Annotated in this window: 10 protein-coding genes and 1 pseudogene; 2 read left to right on the forward strand and 9 right to left on the reverse strand. The window is 68.2% G+C overall.

The annotated features are described in order from the left end of the window. Positions 1-96: 96 nt before the first annotated feature. Genes M2157_RS12820 through ngcE form a run of 3 tightly spaced genes read right to left on the reverse strand, consistent with a single transcriptional unit; the run spans position 97 to position 3434 of the window. Positions 97-1026 carry a carbohydrate ABC transporter permease gene (locus M2157_RS12820; RefSeq protein ID WP_280865306.1) on the reverse strand — a complete coding sequence of 310 codons (930 nt, stop codon included), beginning with the start codon at positions 1024-1026 and terminating at the stop codon, positions 97-99. A 4-nt stretch (positions 1027-1030) separates the two neighbouring features. Continuing rightward, positions 1031-1957: a sugar ABC transporter permease gene (locus tag M2157_RS12825; RefSeq protein WP_280861948.1), complete on the reverse strand. Its 927-nt coding sequence runs from the start codon at positions 1955-1957 to the stop codon at positions 1031-1033. A 16-nt stretch (positions 1958-1973) separates the two neighbouring features. Further along, positions 1974-3434: an N-acetylglucosamine/diacetylchitobiose ABC transporter substrate-binding protein gene (gene ngcE, locus M2157_RS12830; protein ID WP_280865308.1), complete on the reverse strand. Its 1461-nt coding sequence runs from the start codon at positions 3432-3434 to the stop codon at positions 1974-1976. A 408-nt stretch (positions 3435-3842) separates the two neighbouring features. Here ngcE and M2157_RS12835 point away from each other — a divergent pair, with 408 nt between their 5' ends. Continuing rightward, positions 3843-7571, forward strand: a complete 3729-nt coding sequence (locus M2157_RS12835; protein ID WP_280868195.1) for a GH92 family glycosyl hydrolase — start codon at positions 3843-3845, stop codon at positions 7569-7571. A 20-nt stretch (positions 7572-7591) separates the two neighbouring features. Then, on the forward strand, positions 7592-9535 hold the full coding sequence (locus M2157_RS12840) for an alpha-glucuronidase (protein ID WP_280865309.1): 1944 nt from the start codon (positions 7592-7594) through the stop codon (positions 9533-9535). Here M2157_RS12840 and M2157_RS12845 read toward each other — a convergent pair. From M2157_RS12845 to M2157_RS12870, 6 genes and pseudogenes are all read right to left on the reverse strand, one after another. Next, positions 9529-11538: a beta-galactosidase gene (locus tag M2157_RS12845; protein ID WP_280865310.1), complete on the reverse strand. Its 2010-nt coding sequence runs from the start codon at positions 11536-11538 to the stop codon at positions 9529-9531. The two genes, M2157_RS12840 and M2157_RS12845, sit on opposite strands and share 7 nt — an antisense overlap. Continuing rightward, complete coding sequence (locus tag M2157_RS12850) at positions 11535-12245, reverse strand: DUF624 domain-containing protein (protein ID WP_280861952.1); 711 nt, start codon at positions 12243-12245, stop codon at positions 11535-11537. Before M2157_RS12850 ends, M2157_RS12845 begins: the two co-directional genes overlap by 4 nt. 227 nt (positions 12246-12472) lie before the next feature. Next, entirely contained in the window at positions 12473-13984 is a 1512-nt protein-coding gene (locus M2157_RS12855; RefSeq protein WP_280868196.1) for a glycosyl hydrolase, read from the reverse strand. Continuing rightward, positions 13984-15640: pseudogene (locus tag M2157_RS12860) on the reverse strand (extracellular solute-binding protein). The gene M2157_RS12855 and the pseudogene M2157_RS12860 overlap by 1 nt, the downstream one beginning before the upstream one ends. A gap of 102 nt (positions 15641-15742) precedes the next feature. Beyond that, positions 15743-16615 (reverse strand): carbohydrate ABC transporter permease, encoded by an 873-nt coding sequence (locus tag M2157_RS12865; RefSeq protein WP_280865311.1) that lies wholly within the window; start codon positions 16613-16615, stop codon positions 15743-15745. Next, positions 16609-17589, reverse strand: coding sequence for an ABC transporter permease subunit (locus M2157_RS12870; protein ID WP_280861955.1), 981 nt, complete (start codon positions 17587-17589; stop codon positions 16609-16611). The genes M2157_RS12865 and M2157_RS12870 overlap by 7 nt, the downstream gene beginning before the upstream one ends. Between the last annotated feature and the right edge of the window lie 103 nt (positions 17590-17692).

Raw genomic sequence — 17692 nt, forward strand, 5'->3', positions numbered from 1 at the left:
GTTGAACAGTATCCGCGTTCTTGCCCATGCCGAGGGGGCGCCGCCCTTTCAAGATCCGGATCTTGAAGGGGTGACGCCCGTGCGGGCGGCCGAGGTCTACTTCAGGGCGCCCGCCGTCAGCCCGGCCACCACCTGTCGCTGGAAGATGATGTAGGCCACGAGGACCGGGATCATCGCCATCACCAGACCGGCGAACAGGCCCGACCAGTCGCCCTTGTAGCCCTGGCTGGCCGCGAGTTGGACCAGCCCCTGGGTCAGCACCCGTTTGTCCGGGTCGGTGTTGAGCACCGTCGGCAGCATGTACTGGTTCCACTGGCCCAGGAAGTTGAAGATCCCCACACTGATCAGGCCCGGCTTGGCCATCGGCAGCATGATCTGGAAGAACGTCCTGGAGTGCGAGGCCCCGTCCACGAAGGCCGCTTCCGCCACCGAGGTCGGCAGGGTGCGGAAGAACGCGGTCAGGAAGAAGACCGTGAACGGCAATGAGTAGGCGATGTAGACCAGGATCAGCCCGTGGATCGTGTTCAGCAGGCCCATGTTGTTCACGACGTAGAACAGCGGGACCAGCGCCAGCATGATCGGGAAGCTCATGCCGCCGATGAACAGGAAGTAGATGAAACGGTTGCCCGGGAAGTCGAACCGGGCCAGCACGTACGCCGCCATCGAGCCGAGCACCAGGGTGCCGATGAGCGAACCCGCCACCACCAGAATGGTGTTGAGGAAGTAGTCGCTCATGTTGGCGTCGGTCCAGGCCCGCGACCAGTTGTCGAAGTGCAGCTTGTCCGGCAGCGCCCAGGGCGAGTTGAAGATGGAGCTGTCGTCCTTGAAGGACGTCATCACCGCCCACAGCAACGGCATCACGACCATGAACGCCCACAGGATGAGCATTCCGTGCGAGAAGACGTTGAGGGCGCCGCCCTCCTTCTTCTTCTTCTCCTTCCGAGCCGGGTCGCCTCGGGTGTCGCTCTTGGCGACGGGAGTACCGGACTCGGCCGGTACGGGGGCAGGGGTGTCGGTCGTCTTCATCGGATCAGTACTCCAGCCGCTCGCGCCGGCCCAGCCGCATCACCAGGGCGGCGAACGCCAGCGTGACGACGAGCAGGGCGACGCCGATGGTGGTGGCATAGGCGGCCTGCCCGTCACGGAACGCCTTCTGGTACACGTACAGGACCATGACGGTGGTCGAGTAGTCGGGGCCGCCGGGTCCGGTCGTCATGATCTGTACGACCGCGAACGACTCGGCGCCGAGGGCCAGGATGCCCATGTAGACCCAGCCGGACTGCACGGTGTCCCACAGCAGCGGCAGGGTGATCCGGAAGAACGTGCTGGCCCGCCCCGCCCCGTCGAGCAGCGCGGCCTCGTACAGGTCCGCCGGGATGGAGGCCATACCGGCGCTGAAGAGGACCACGAAGAAACCGACCGTGGACCACACGAGGACCGCCATCACGGCCCACAGGGCGAGGCTCGGGTCGCCCAGCCACAGAGGCTGGATGCTGCCGAGCCCGATTCCGCGCAGGATCGAGTTGATGGCACCGCTGTCCGGGTTGTACGCGAAGGCGAACAACAGGGCGACGATCGCGATCGAGAGGACCTGCGGGAAGAAATACACGATCTTGTAGAAGGAGGAGCCCCGGACACCGGTGACGACCGGGCCTCCCCTTCTCTTCCGTCCGCCGACATTGATCATGAAGGAGAAGAACAGCGCCAGGCTGATCGTCACCACCGGCAGCACGAGCGCGAAGATCAAGCTGTGCTGCAAGGACTTCCAGAAGATCTCGTCGTCCAGCATCCTCCGGTAATTGTCCAGGCCGACCATCTTGAATTCGGGGCTCAGGCCGGTCCAGTCCGTGAACGAGTAGTAGATGGACTGGATGAACGGCCAGACCACGAATAGCGCGTACAGTCCCAGGGGCAGCGCCAGAAACCCCACGATGAACCGGTACTTGCCGTGCTGCATCGCCGCTCCGTTGCCGTTACTGGTGCTTGTAGTGCTTGATCGACGAGTCCTTCGCGGCCGCGTCGGCGTAGCCCTGGATCTTCTTGATGGCCTCCGCCGGGGTGAGCCGCCCGGCCATCATCTCGCCGAGGCCGGCCACACCGATCTGCTCCTTCTGGAGCTGGACGTACCAGTCCTGCAGACGCGGGTTCACCACGTTGTCGCCGGCCTTCTCCAGCGCGGCCACACCGGACTTGAGGCCCGGGGTGAGGGTGATGCCGTCGGTGCCGCCGTTGTAGGCGGTCAGCGACTTGACCTTGGACGTGAAGTTCTTCGAGGCCGCCTCGCTGAGCATGATGCGCAGCTGCTCCATGCCGCCCGCGGTGTTCTTCGCCTTGGCCGGGACGATGAACGGCTCACCGCCGGAGGCCCAGATGGTGCCGAAGGGCATCTTGTCGGAGGAGTCGATGCCGGTGGGCGCGGAGACCACGAGGTCGAAGTCCTTGGGGATGACGTTGGCCGACTCGTTCTCCACCCAGGAGCCGTTCGGGATGAACAGCGCCTTGCCCTGGGCCCAGGCGGTCTGCGACTGGATGTGGTCGAGGCCGGGGGTGCCCTTGAGGACGTAGCCCTTCTTGTAGAGCTCGTAGTAGGCGTCGAAACACGCCTTGACCGCCGGGTTCTTCCAGGCGTTCGGCTCCAGGTTGTCGATGGCGTCGAGGACCTCGACACCGCCGACCTTGCCGATCATCGGGTAGAGCGAGAAGGGAAGGTAATACGGGTACTTGCCCGCGTACGTCCAGCCCGCCATGCCCTTCTTCTTGGCCTTCTCGCACACCGCGAGCATCTGGTCCCAGGTCTCCGGGTACTGCTCGTCGAGCGAGTCGAGGGCCTTCTGGGAATACCAGACGCCGTAGACCGTGTAGGCGTAGTACATGATCCACACGGGGTCGCCGTCGAACTGGCCCATCTCGACGATGCCGGGGCGCAGGGTGTCGCGGACCTTCTTGCTCGGGTCGTCGTAGGACGGGGCGTCCAGGAGCGGGGTGAGGTCGGCGAGCTGCTTCTTGCCGACCAGGACGCCCATGTCCATCTGCTCGGCGCCGGAGTTGTCGATGAGGTCCGGCGGGGTGCCCTGGTTGAAGCGGGGCTGGAGCGTGGACTGGATCTTCTGGGTGGCGGAGAACTTCACCTTGGCCTTGGGGAAGTTCGTCTCGTAGATCTTCACGGCGTCCTCGGCGTACTCCTTGCCGAAGCCGCCGTCGAACAGGACGAACTCCATCTGCGCGGTGTCGTTGACGGCCAGCGGGTTCTTCGCGGTCTTCTTGCCCGCCTTGGCCTTGTCGCCGCTGTCGTCGCCGCCGCTGCTGGCGCACGCGGACAGAAAACTCATCGTCGGGACGGAGATCAGACCGAGTGCGGCCGACCGCTTGATCAGATCGCGGCGGCCTACACCCGCGCTGCCGTTGTTGCTGTTCTCGGCGGAAGTGGATCCCATGCTCAAGTCCTCGCCTTCTCCAGGACTCAGGCGGTGAACCGGATCCTCCCCGGCACCGCGGTCAGGTCAAGCAGGTTCGTACAAGAGGGGTGAATCGCCGACAGGTATAGTCCACTTCCGGTCGGCGGAGCAAGATCGAACGCAATGTTGGCCTCGGGTGTTCTCTAGTTGAGACCTCGCGGAAATATGAGCGCCCTGTGCGAAGCTTGCCGGAAAAATCCGCGACATACGCCCCGAATGCCACAGCCAACCCCCTTGACACCACTGTCCACTTGGGCCACTACTGATCCTTGCACGGATTGTGTGACAACGTTGTCCATCCTGGTGCAGGGAGGGTACTCGCCGATGGCTCGGTACAGAACTCGGCTCAGACGGAGTACGGCGGTCGTGATCACGGCCGCCTTTTGCGTGACCGTGGGCTCACAGGGCGCGGCGGTCGCCCTGCCCGAGGCCTCGGCCCCGGCGGACCGGGGGTTCACCTCCTCTTTCGAGGCCGGCGAACCGGCACCCGACTGGACCAGCAGCGTCGACGGCGACCGGGCCTCCGGCGTCGACGGCGGCTACAGCACCGGCATCCCGGGCAATGTCACCGACCAGGTCACGGACGTCCGGGCGAGCGCCGAGAACACCGGCGGCGGCGAGGTGAAGGAGAACCTCGTCGACGGCGAGCCCGGCACCAAGTGGCTGGCCTTCGAGTCCACCGGCTGGGCCGAGTTCGACCTGGCCAAGCCGCTCAAGGTGGTCACCTACGCGCTGACCTCGGCCAATGACTTCGCCGAGCGGGATCCCAGGGACTGGACGCTGAAGGGCTCGACCGACGGCAAGGACTGGAAGACCCTCGACACCCGCTCCGGCGAATCGTTCGACGAACGGTTCCGGACAAAGTCGTACGACATCGCGGATCCGGCCGAATACCAGCACTTCCGGCTCGAGATCACGAAGAACAACGGCGCCGACGGCATCCTCCAGCTGGCCGATGTGCAGCTGTCCACCGGCGGCGGCGAGGGGCCGGTGCCGCCGGACATGCTCTCGCTGGTCGACCGCGGTCCGAGCGGATCGCCCACCGCGAAGGCGGGCGCCGGATTCACCGGAAAGAGAGCCCTGCGTTACGCCGGACGGCACACCGCGGACGGGCGGGCGTACTCGACCAACAAGGTCTTCGACGTGGACGTGGCGGTGGATCCGCTGACCCGGCTGTCGTACCGGATCTTCCCGTCGATGGCGGACGGCGACCGGGACTACGACGCGACGAACGTCTCCGTGGACCTGGCCTTCACCGACGGCACCTTCCTGAGCGAGCTCGGGGCGCGTGACCAGCACGGATTCGCGCTGTCGCCGAAGGGGCAGGGCGCCGCCAAGGTGCTCTACGTCAACCAGTGGAACAACGTGGTCTCGCGGATCGGGTCGGTCGCGGCCGGGAAGACCGTCGACCGGGTCCTCGTCGCGTACGACTCCCCGAGCGGGCCGGCGAAGTTCCGGGGCTGGCTGGACGACGTGACGCTGGAGCGGGCCGCTCCGGAGAAGCCGAAGGCGCATCTGTCGGACTACGCGCTCACCACCCGCGGCACCAACTCCAGCGGCGGCTTCTCGCGCGGCAACGACTTCCCCGCGACGGCCGTGCCGCACGGCTTCAACTTCTGGACGCCGGTGACCAACGCGTCCTCGCTGAGCTGGCTCTACGACTACGCCCGCGCCAACAACGCGGACAATCTGCCGACGGTCCAGGCGTTCAGCGCGAGCCACGAGCCGAGTCCGTGGATGGGCGACCGGCAGACCTTCCAGGTGATGCCGTCGGCCGCCCCGGGCACCCCGGACACCGGCCGTGAGGCGCGGGAGCTGGCGTTCCGGCACGAGAACGAGACGGCGCGGCCGTACTACTACGGGGTGCGGTTCGAGAACGGGCTGAAGGCGGAGATGACGCCGACCGACCATGCGGCGGCCCTGCGCTTCACCTACCCGGGCGACGACGCGAGTGTGCTCTTCGACAACGTGACGGACCAGGCGGGGCTGACGCTCGACAAGGACGCCGGGGTGATCACGGGGTACTCGGACGTGAAGTCCGGCCTGTCCACCGGGGCGACCCGGCTTTTCGTGTACGGCGTCTTCGACAAGCCGGTGAAGGACGGCTCCTCCGCCGGGGTCAAGGGCTATCTGCGCTTCGACGCCGGTGCGGACCGGACCGTCACGCTGCGGCTCGCGACCTCGCTCATCAGCCTGGACCAGGCGAAGGACAACCTGCGCCAGGAGATCCCGGACGGCACGTCCTTCGAAACGGTCCGGGACCGGGCCCAGCGGCAGTGGGACCGGCTGCTCGGCAAGGTCGAGGTGGAGGGCGCCACGCAGGACCAGCTGACCACGCTGTACTCCAGCCTGTACCGGCTGTACCTGTACCCCAACTCGGGTTTCGAGAAGGTCGGTTCGAAGTTCCAGTACGCCTCGCCCTTCTCCCCGATGCCGGGCCCCGACACCCCGACGCACACCGGGGCGAAGATCGTGGACGGCAAGGTGTACGTCAACAACGGCTTCTGGGACACCTATCGGACGACCTGGCCGGCGTACTCGCTGCTGACGCCCTCTCAGGCTGGTGAGATGGTCGACGGGTTCGTCCAGCAGTACAAGGACGGCGGCTGGACCTCGCGCTGGTCCTCCCCCGGGTACGCGGACCTGATGACCGGCACCTCGTCGGACGTGGCCTTCTCGGACGCGTACGTCAAGGGCGTCGACTTCGACGCGAGGTCGGCGTACGACGCGGCCCTGAAGAACGCGACCGTCGTGCCCCCGTCGTCCGGCGTGGGCCGCAAGGGCATGGCGACCTCCCCCTTCCTCGGCTACACCAGCACCGACACCCACGAGGGCCTGTCCTGGGCGCTGGAGGGCTACCTCAACGACTACGGCATCGCGCGGATGGGACAGGCGCTCCACGCGAAGACCGGCGAGAAGCGCTACAAGGAGGAGTCGGAGTACTTCCTCAACCGGGCCCGCGACTATGTGAACCTCTTCGACTCCAGGGCGGGCTTCTTCCAGGGCCGGGACGCCGACGGCGACTGGCGTGTGGAGTCGGCGGGGTACGACCCGCGTGTGTGGGGCTACGACTACACCGAGACCAACGGCTGGGGCTACGCCTTCACCGCCCCGCAGGACAGCCGGGGCCTCGCCAACCTGTACGGCGGCCGCTCCGGGCTCGCGGAGAAGCTGGACGAGTACTTCGCGACACCCGAGACGGCCTCGCCGGACTTCGTCGGCTCCTACGGCGGGGTCATCCACGAGATGACGGAGGCGCGGGACGTCCGGATGGGCATGTACGGGCACTCCAACCAGGTCGCCCACCACGTCAACTACATGTACGACGCCGCCGGTCAGCCGTGGAAGACGCAGCGCAATGTCCGTGAGGTGCTGTCCCGGTTGTACGTCGGCAGCGAGATCGGTCAGGGCTATCACGGTGACGAGGACAACGGCGAGCAGTCGGCCTGGTATCTGTTCTCGGCGCTGGGCTTCTACCCGTTGGTGATGGGCAGCGGCGAGTACGCGGTCGGATCACCTCTGTTCACCAAGGCGACGGTCCATCTGGAGAACGGGCGGGACCTGGTGGTCAGGGCGCCCGAGAACAGTGCGCGGAACGTGTACGTGCAGGGGCTGAAGGTCAACGGCCGTGCGTGGGAGTCGACTTCACTGCCCCACTCCTTGCTGGCCCGTGGTGGCGTGCTGGACTTCGACATGGGTTCCCGGCCGTCGAAGTGGGGCACGGGGAAGAACGCGGCTCCGGTGTCCATCACCCAGGACGACGAGGTGCCCACACCGCGTGCGGACGTGCTCGTCGGTGACGGGGCGTTGTTCGACAACACCTCGGCGACGGACGCGGCCGTGACCTCGGTGGATCTGCCGGTGTCCCAGCAGGTCAAGGGCGTCCAGTACACGGTGACGTCGTCCTCGGACCACACGAGGGCGCCGAGCGGCTGGACCCTCCAGGGCTCGGACGACGGGACCACGTGGAAGACCCTGGACCGGCGGTCCGGGGAGTCCTTCGCATGGGACCGGCAGACACGGGCGTTCACCGTGAGGTCTCCGGGTACGTACGGGAAGTACCGTCTGGTGCTCGACGGCGAGGCGGTGGTGTCGGAAGTCGAACTGCTCGCCTGAGCAGCAGCGTTGGGGGTCTCATGCAGGGTGTCGATCCGGCCTGGCTGCCGGACGGGGCGTTCCGGCCGATCGGCACCCGGCGGACCCTGATCCGTGGCTCGGGTCCACTCGTGGACACGGTGTACGGGGAGGTGGCCAAGGCCTGCGAGCGGTTCGGAGGGAGCGTCTCGCGTGAACCCGGCTCGTACGACCTGGTGTTGGAGCTGGACGGGGACGACGGCTCCGAGGGGTTCGTGTACGAGCGGGCTGACGGGTGCACGACCGTCACCGCGTCCGGCGCGCGCGGGCTGCTGTACGGGTTCTTCCAGGTCGTACGGCTCGGCGAGACTGCGTTCCTCGATGACGCTCACCCCGCCTCGTATCAGCCCCGGTCGGCGCTGCGGATGCTCGATCACTGGGACAACGTGGCCGTGCATCCGGTCATGGGGCAGGTGGAGCGCGGCTACGCCGGCGGGTCACTGTTCTGGGAGGACGGGCGGGCGCGCGGGGACCTGGAGCGGGTGCGGGCCTACGGCAGGCTGCTGGCGGCCTGCGGGATCAACGCCGTGGCCGTCAACAACGTCAACGTGCACGCGACCGAGGCACGGCTGCTGACCGACCGGATCGGTGAAGTGGCGGACATCGCGGGCGCGTTGCGGCCGTACGGCATCCGGACGCATCTGTCGGTCACCTTCGCCGCGCCGATCGTGCTGGGCGGACTGGTGAGCGCGGATCCGCTGGACGAGTCGGTGCGCGCGTGGTGGGCCGGGGCGACCGCCCGGGTGTACGCGGCGATCCCCGACTTCGGCGGGTTCGTGGTGAAGGCCGACTCCGAGGGGCAGCCGGGCCCGTTCGCGTACGGGCGCAGTCACGCGGACGGCGCGAACATGCTCGCCGCCGCGCTCGCGCCGCACGGCGGCACGGTCCACTGGCGGGCCTTCGTCTACAACCACCACCAGGACTGGCGGGACCGCTCGACGGACCGGGCACGGGCCGCGTACGACCATTTCGTGCCGCTGGACGGGGAGTTCGCCGACAACGCCGTCCTCCAGGTCAAGCACGGGCCGATGGACTTCCAGGTGCGGGAGCCGGTCTCCCCGCTGATCGGGGCGATGCCCGGCACCCGGCTGGCCGTGGAGCTGCAGGCGACGCAGGAGTACACCGGGCAGCAGCGGCATGTGTGCTGGCTGGGGCCGATGTGGAGCGAGGTGCTGCGGTTCGCGATCGACGGGGAGTCCTCGGTGGGCGCGCTGGAACGTGGCGGGCTCGTCGCCGTGGCGAACGTCGGGGACGACCCGTTCTGGACGGGTCATCCGCTGGCACAGGCGAACCTGTACACCTTCGGCCGGCTGGCCTGGGACCCGGACGCCGACCCGCATCGCGTCCTCGACGAGTGGATCCGGCTCACCTTCGGGTCGGGGCCCGGCCTCGCGGCGGGTCTGCGCTCGATTCTGGGCGGCTCGTGGCGGACGTACGAGAAGTACACCGCTCCTCTCGGTGTGGGGTTCATGGTCCAGCCGGGGCACCACTACGGGCCGAGCGTCGACGGCTACGAGTACAGCCCCTGGGGCACCTATCACTTCGCCGACCGCGACGGCGTCGGTGTCGACCGGAGCGTGGCGAGCGGGACCGGGTACGCCGGGCAGTACGCCAAGCCCTGGGCCGACGTGTACGAATCGCCTCTCTCGTGCCCGGACGAGCTGCTGCTGTTCTTCCACCACGTGTCGTACGGGCACATGCTGCACAGCGGCAAGACGGTGATCCAGCACATCTACGACACGCGCTTCGAGGGTGTGGCGGAGGTGGAGGCAGCCTGTGAGCGGTGGGCCTCGCTGGTGGACCTCGTGGACCCGGCGCGCCACGCACGGGTGGCGGAGCGGTTCGAGGAGCAGCTCCGGAGCGCCCGCGAGTGGCGCGATCAGGTCAACAGCTACTTCTTCCGGAAGTCGGGGGCGGCGGACGAGCGGGGGCGGACGATCTACTGAGCACGGAGTACGGCGACGCCGAGCGGGTCGAGGGTGAGAGGGTCGCCCGCCTCCACCTTCTTGCCGCTGAGCAGGTCGGTCGCGGTGGTGTGGGCCGTCAGCCCGGCCGGCTGTGCCGAGTGGTTGAGGAGGAAGAGCAGGTGGGTGCCGTCGGGGGCGACCCGGGCGGCCGTCTCCAGGCCCTCGTGGTCGGCGTACGGGCCGATGAGATCGTGACGGGACAGGACCCGGCGGACCACCCGGTCGACGCCCGGCTGGTCGAGGGCGGTGGCGACGTACCAGCCCTCGCCCCGCCCGTACGGGTTGCGGGTGACGGCGGGGGTCCCCGCGTAGAAGTCGGAGCCGTAGGTGGCGACCGTCTCGGCACCCCGGGGCTGCACGATCTCGAAGACGAGCCGTCCTGCCGAGGCAAGCTCCGGGATCGGCTGGGCGAATTCCGCCTGGCGGGAGTCCCATTCGTCGATCCGGATGCCCATGAGCGGGGCGAGGGGGCCGGGGACGTCGGTGAGGAAGGCACGGTCGTGTTCGTCGACGCGGCCGGAGAGGAAGGTGGCCACGACGGTGCCGCCGCGTTCCGCCACCGCCTCGAGGCGGGCGGCGAGGTCACCCTTGACCATGTGCAGGGCGGGGGCGAGGACCACGTCGTACGGGGTGAGGTCGGCGGTGTGCGGGACGACGTCCACGTCGGCGCCGGCCCCGCGGGCGGCCCGGTAGTAGGCGTGGACCACCTCCTGGTACTTCACCAGCCGCGAGGGGCCGTCGGAGATCTCCAGGGCCCACCAGCTGTCCCAGTCGAAGAGCAGGGCGGTGCGGGCGGGAGTGCGGGCGCCCAGGGTCGCGTCGCCGAGCGTCTCCAACTCCGCGCCCAGTGCGGCCACTTCCCGGAACACCCGGGTGTCGTCGCGGCCCGCGTGGCCGATGACCGCCCCGTGGTACTTCTCGCACGCTCCGCGGGAGGCGCGCATCTGGAAGTAGAGGGCCGCGTCGGCGCCGTGGGCGATCGCCTGGAAGGTGGCCAGGCGCAACTCGCCCGGTCGGCGCAGGGGGTTGACGTCACGGCAGGCCGTCGTGGAGGGGGTCTGCTCCATGAGCCAGAAGGGGGCTCCGTCCTTGAGGCCGCGCATCAGGTCGTGGGCCAGGGCGGGCCAGGTCGGCGGGGCGTCCAGGGGCGGGTAGCTGTCCCAGGACGCGAAGTCGAGGTGGGGTGCCCAGCGGTGGTAGTCGAGGGGGCGAAACATGCCCATGAAGTTGGTCGTGACGGGGGTGACCGGATCATGGGTGCGGATCACCTCCTTCTCGGCGAGGAAGCAGCCGAGCAGCGCGTCGGTGGTGAAGCGGAAGTAGTCGAGCGTGATGCTCTGGAAGGCGGTGTGGTCCGGGCCCCGCCAGTGCTCGGTGAGGGCGCTGGGCGGCTCGATCTCCTCGAAGGAGGTGTAGCGGTGCGACCAGAAGGCCGTCCACCAGGCGTCGTTGAGGGCGTCGAGGGTGACGTACTTGTTCCGCAGCCAGTCACGGAAGGCCCCGGCACACAGGTCGCAGTAACAGACTCCGCCGTACTCGTTGTTGATGTGCCAGGCGAGCAACGCCGGGTGGTGCGCGTACCGTTCGGCGAGCCGTGCCGCCATCGCGGTCGCGAGCCGGCGGTACGCCGGTGAGTTGGGGCAGAAGTTGTGGCGCTGGCCGTAGCGGTGGCGGCGGCCCTCGAAGTCGGTGCGGTTCACCTCGGGGTACGCCTTGGCCAGCCAGGGCGGCAGGGCTGCCGTACCCGTGGCCAGACAGATCTGTCGGCCCTCGGCCGCCGCCCGGTCGAGGACGCGGTCGAGGACCGTGAAGTCGTAGGTGTCCTCGGCGGGTTGGGTGAGAGACCAGGAGAAGACGCCCACGGTGAGGGTGTCGATGCCGGCCCGGGTGAACAGCCGGTGGTCCGCGTCCCAGAACTCCTGCGGCCACTGCTCGGGGTTGTAGTCGCCGCCATAGGGGATCTTGGAGCTCGACGGGCTCATGCGGTGAAGTCCTCCTGGGTCTCGGCGATCACCGGACGGCTGCTGTGCAGCAGGGACAGCAGCAGCGGGGCGGCCAGCAGCGCGGGCAGGGCCTCGGTCAGTGCGGCGGTCCCGGCGGCGGTCAGGACGAGCAGCGAGGCGGCGCCGAGAGTGGCGCTGCGGTGCCGGAACAGGAAGTGTCCTGCGAGGCGTGCGGTGTCCCTCGCCCGGAAGGCGAACAGGGCGGTGAGGACCAGCGCGTGCGCGCCCCAGAGCAGGGAGCCGAGGCCGATCGCCGCGAGCAGCACCGCCCACCAGCCGGGCAGGCCGGTGGCGGCGAAGTGGGTCAGGGTGAAGGCGATGACCGTGAGCCAGGCCAGCAGGGGTGTCCACAGCTTCAGGGAGGGGACGGCGTTGAGGCGCCAGCCGCGCCAGTAGGCACGGGCCGGGTGGAGCTCGGTGAGGTCGCGGTCGCGGTGCTGGAGGGCGTACAGGGCGGCGGCCGTCGCCGGTCCGAGGGGCAGCAGGCATACGGCGGCGAGGGGGAGGTTGGCGGGGGCGGGGCCCAGCAGGAGCAGACCCGCCAGGCCCGGCGAGGCGGCGACGAGGAGCAGGGCCTCGACGGTGACGAGGGTGTGGATGAGGGCGGCGGCCCGGGAGAGGGAGCCGGTACCGAAGGTGGGGGCGGCGGAGTGGGCGGGGTAGGAGGCGGGGGGTTCACGGTTCACCGGCGGCCGCTGCCCGGCAGGTGAGCAGCGTGGGGCGGTGCCGGGTCGGTCGTCGCCCACCGTGGATGTGACGCCGGGCCCGGGCGTGGCGGCAGGGACACCGGGCGGCCGCACTCCTGCCCCTCCCGCGCGGCTCACCGGCGCAGGACCGGGTCGGCCGGCGGCCGGGGCGCCTTGGGACCGCGCTCTGGCGTGACCGGCCGCCGCCCGCGCTCGGCTCATTCCGCTCACCGCGGTCCCGCCCCGAGCAGTCGGCGTTCGTCCCACCACTCCGGTGCCTCCTCCACGACCGGGGTCACCTCCACGAGTGTGATCTCGTGGCGGGCCAGCGTCAGGTCCAGTACGGCCCGGTCGTCCTCCACGGGCAGCCGCAGGTGCTGCCGGCCGGGCTCGGCGGCCTCGTGAAGTACGTCGAGCCGGTGCGGGCCGGGTGAGCGCGGGCTGCCCATCCGCTGCCAGGCGGTGCGGGCGTTGCCGTACTCCTCGTCGACCACGGACCGCCGTACGAACGCCTCCCTCGCGCCCCGCACCGGCACGGACAGGCGCAGCCGGTGCCGGGACGGCCCGGGGGTCCGCCCGCTCGCGTCGACCGGTGCCCAGGCGAGGACGGTCACCCGGCCGTCGGGGTGCCGGGTGACCAGGTGGTCGGCGCCCCGGGTGAGGAGGTCGGGGCCCATGCGGGCCATGAAGGCGTACAGGTGGTACGTCGGTTTCTTCACCTGTCGGTGGGTGAGCAGACCGAAGCCACCGTGGAAGAGAGCCGTGGGAGGCCCCGCCTCCTCGAACATGTCGCTGAAGGTCCAGTACGAGAAGGAGTCGACGTGGTCGCCGCCGCGGGCGAGGACCGGTGCCAGGTACGCCGCGTGGAAGGCGGTGTCGTGGACCGGGTTGTCCGGGCGGTAGGAGGAGTTGAACTCCGTGATGTGGACCGGGAGTTCAGCCAGTCGGGTGCCCTTCAGACGCTCGCGGGGCGTGGCGAACTGGTCCAGGAGGTGCTGGGCGGGCTCCAGTGTCTGGTGGACGCCGAAGGGGACGTGCCGGGCGGGGCCCGAGGTGTAGGCGTGCTTCGACACGAAGTCCACGGGGACATCGCGTTGTTCGGCGAACTCCGCGAACCGGTCCAGCCATGCGTCCGCGCCGGGTGAGATCGCGGGTCCGCCGACCTGGAGGGACGCGTCCACCTCCTTCACCACGCCGGCTGTCACCTCGTAGAGGCGGTGGTACGCCTTCTCGTCCGCGCCCTGCCAGAAGTCGGGCAGGTTGGGCTCGTTCCACACCTCGACGGGCCAGGTGCGCACCTCGTCGAGGCCGTAGCGGTCGATGAGATGGGTGAGGGTCGCCCGGACCAGGTCGGCCCACTCCCCGATGTCCCGGGGCGGGGTGACGTTCCCGTGCCACCAGAACACGGTCTGCTCCCCCGACGCCAACTCCGTCGGCATGAAGCCGAGTTCGAGGAAGGGCCGGACGCCGAGTTCCAGGTAGGCGTCGACGACCTGGTCGACGTACATGAAGGAGTGCCGGACGCGGCGGGTGCCCTGCCACTCGTACGGCCGGTACACGCCCATACCGTCGCTCAGCAGTCCATGTCCCCGGATGTACCGGAAGCCGATCTCGCGCTGGAGCAGCTTCAGGGAGTCCTGGTAGTCGCGGCGCAGGGCGAGTTCGATCCGGCCGGTACCGACGCAGTGCCGCCAGGCGTCGGACAGGGGGCCGGAAGGTTCGGCGGGGACGCGGAAGATCACCCGTTCTCCTTCTTGAACCGGTCGTGCGCCTTGTTGTGCAGGTCGACGAGTTGCTGCATGTTCTTCGCCTTCAACTCGGTGACGAACGCGTCCCATTCGGACATCGGGCGTTTGCCGAGCACGAACTGGAGAGTGTTCTGGATGGCGTGGTCCTTGAGCGGGGTGTCCCAGAGGGTCGCCTGCTCCTGCTCGAAGGACTGCAGGGGGTGGGCCGGGTCGACGGGCAGTTCCTTGCGCTGGGACATGACGTCCTGGAACTTCTTCTCGTCAGGGCTGAAGTTGGAGGGACACCAGCTCCCAGCTGCCGCCGTAGGTGAACACGCCGTTGAAGAAGCCGTAGTCCTTCTGGAGGTCCTTCGGGGCGTCCGGGTCGGAGCCCATCAGCGAGATCCCGGGCTTCAGCGTGTACGTGCCGCCGGACTCGGTGTAGGTGACGCCCTCCACGCCCCACTTGCAGAACTTCTGGCCCTCGTCGGAGTACCAGAGCCAGTCCACGAACTGCATCATGGCGACGAAGTCGGCGCTCTTGAGGGCCTTGCTGGAGATCATGACGCCGTTCTCCAGCCGGATGCCGCTCAGCAGGATCGGGCCGGCCGGGCCCAGCGGCACCGGGACCATCTCGATCTCCGAGCCCTTGACCTGCTTGGCCAGGTTGTAGCGGTAGTTCTGCACCAGCTCCTGCGGATTGGCGCTGATCACATAGGACTTCTCTGCCAGCAGCTTCTGCACGGCCTGGTCGTCCTGCTGGGTGAAACTCTCGGGATCGAGGAGCTTCTCGGCGACGATCTTTCTCAGGTACTCGATCATCTGCCGGTAGGCGTCCTGGGCCGCGGTGAAGACGAACTTCTGCGCCTTGGTGTCGAAGCTGATGTTGTCGTACGACCACCCCGCCTTGACGCCGTACGCCTGGCCGAGGTAGCCGAACAACGCGCCGCACGGGAACGGGGAGTTGGTGCTCCAGCGGTCGGTCCAGGGGTACTTGTCGGGGTACTCCGCCTTGAGCGCCTTGAGGACGGTGTACACCTCGTCCCAGGTCGTCGGCAGGGTCAGTCCGTGCTTGTCGAGGATGTCCGTGCGGAAGGACAGCGAGTAGCCGGACTTGGGCCGCTCGTGCAGGCCGGGCAGCAGGTAGTACTTGCCGTCGGACTGGCGGATGGAGTCGAGCTCGGGCTCCAGACTCCACTTCTTCACCTTGTCGCGGAAGTTGGGCATCAGGTCGACGTACTCGCTGACCGGGAGGATCGCGCCCGAGGACACGAACGCCACCTCCGCGGGGTGGTACGTCTTCGGGATCAGGAAGGGTGCGTCACCCGCGCCGATGAGGACGCTGCGCTTCTTCTCGTAGTCGGCCAGCGGGACGTCGAGGGGTTTGATCGTGATGCCGGTGCGCTGGGTGACCTCCTTCCAGAACAGCCAGTTGTTCTTGAGGGGGTAGACCGGGTTGTCGTTGTGCAGCATGGAGAAGGACAGCGCCTTGGTGGCCTTGAACTGCTGGCCGGCCCGGTACTCCTTCATCGCGCCGTTCTGCTTCTTGGACAGGTCCTTGGAGTCGCCTCCGTCCTCGCCGCCACCGCAGCCGGTGAGGGTGGCGAGGCCGACGAAGCCTGCGGCGGCGAGGACTTGGCGCCGTGACAGTTGTCCACCGTTCATCACTCAGATCCTCCTGGTCTTGGGACACGGTTGTGGTTGGTGCCGACCGGGCTGCCTGCGCCGTCGCAGGACACTCCGGCGCCGCGCCGGTGGGCCGGCACGCCGTCAGCCCTTGACCGCGCCGAGCATCACGCCCGAGACGAAGAAGCGCTGGACGAACGGGTACGCGCAGATGATCGGCAGCGCGGTGAGCACGATCGTGACGGCCTGGATGCTCGCGCCGACCTGGCTGAGGTCCGCGGTGCCGGCGCCCGCGTTGCCGCCGCCGGTGGCGCCCGCGATGAGATTGCGCAGATAGACGGTGACCGGCATCAGGTCGGAGTGGTCCATGTAGAGGAACGCGCTGAACCAGGAGTTCCAGAAGGACACCGTGTAGAAGAGCACCATGGTCGCCACCACCGCCTTGGACAGCGGCAGCACGATCCTGAGCAGGATGCCGTAGGTGCTCAGGCCGTCGATCTGTGCGGCCTCCTCCAGCTCGGTCGGCAGGCTCTCGAAGAAGGCCTTCATCACCAGCAGGTTGAAGACGCTGATCGCGTTGGGCAGCGCGATCGCCCAGACGCTGTTCTTCAGTCCGAGCTCGGTGACCAGGATGTAGTTGGGGATCAGCCCGCCGGTGAAGAACATCGTGAACACGGCGATGCCGACGAGCAGCCCGCGCCCCCTGAGGTTCTTCTTCGACAGGACGTAGGCGTAACAGGTCGTCAGGACCATGGCCACGACGGTCGACACGACGGTGTAGAACACGGTGTTGCCGTAGTTCCGCCAGAACATCGAGTCCTGGAACACGATCCGGTACGTGGTGAGGTTGAACCCCTTGGGCCACAGGGTCACTTCACCGGCCCGGATCTGCCGCTCCCCGCTGAAGGACCGGGCGACGATGTTGACGAAGGGATAGAGGGTCACCACCACGACGAGGGTGAGGATCACCCCGTTGACGCCCTGGAAGACCCGGTGGGAACGGCTCGGCTTCACCACAGGCTGGTCCCCACTGTGCGGCGCGAGAGCGTGTTGGCGGTGGTGATCAGGACCAGGCCGATGACCGCCTCGAACAGCCCGATGGCGGCGGCGTAGCTGAAGCTGTTGGACTCCACGCCCGCCCGGTACACATACGTCGAGATCACGTCGGCGGTCGGGTAGGTCAGCGGGTTGTACAGGAGCAGGACCTTCTCGAAGCCGACCGCCATGAACGTGCCGACGTTGAGGATCAGCAGCGTGATCATGGTGGGGCGGATGCCGGGCAGGGTGACGTGCCAGATCTGCCGCCAGCGGTTGGCGCCGTCGATGCGCGCGGCCTCGTACAGGTCCTCGTCGATGGTGGTGAGTGCGGCGAGGTAGAGGATCGTGCCCCAGCCCGCGGTCTGCCAGATCTCCGAGCCGACGTAGATCGTGCGGAACCAGCCGGGTTCCTGGATGAAGCGGATCTCGTCGTGGCCGAGCCAGCCGAGGGCGTGGTTGACCGGGCCGTCCGTGGCGAGCATCTGCAGGGTGAGGCCCGCCACGATCACGATCGACAGGAAGTGCGGGAGGTACGACACCGACTGCACGAACCGCTTCAGGGAGCGTCGGCGCACCTCGTTCAGCAGCAGGGCGAGGACGAGCGGGATCGGGAAGCAGAACACGAGCGTGAGCCCGCCGAGCCACAGGGTGTTGCGGAACACCTGCCAGAAGGTCGGGTCGCTGAGGAACATGCGCACATAGCGCAGCCCCACCCAGTCCTCACCGAACATCGAGCCGCCGGGCTCGAAGCGCCGGAACGCGATCACGTTGCCGATCATCGGCAGATAGCGGAAGACCAGGAAGAACAGCAGCGGCAGGACCGCCAGCGAGTACAGCTGCCAGTCGCGGCGCAGGGCCCGGCGCCATCCGCTGCGCGGCGCCGGACGGGCGACTGCGGCGGGCGGGTCCTCGATGCCGGGTGGTGGAGAGGCCGACTTGACGGATGTGCTCATGCTCGGTCCTCTCAGACGGAGGCACGGAACCGAAACTTTCGAGCGCTTACCGGTAACTGCGCGGCAACTTAGAGGCACGAAGAAAGCGCTGTCAATGGGTCAG

It is taken from the genome of Streptomyces sp. SAI-127 (assembly GCF_029894425.1).
GTDB lineage: Bacteria > Actinomycetota > Actinomycetes > Streptomycetales > Streptomycetaceae > Streptomyces.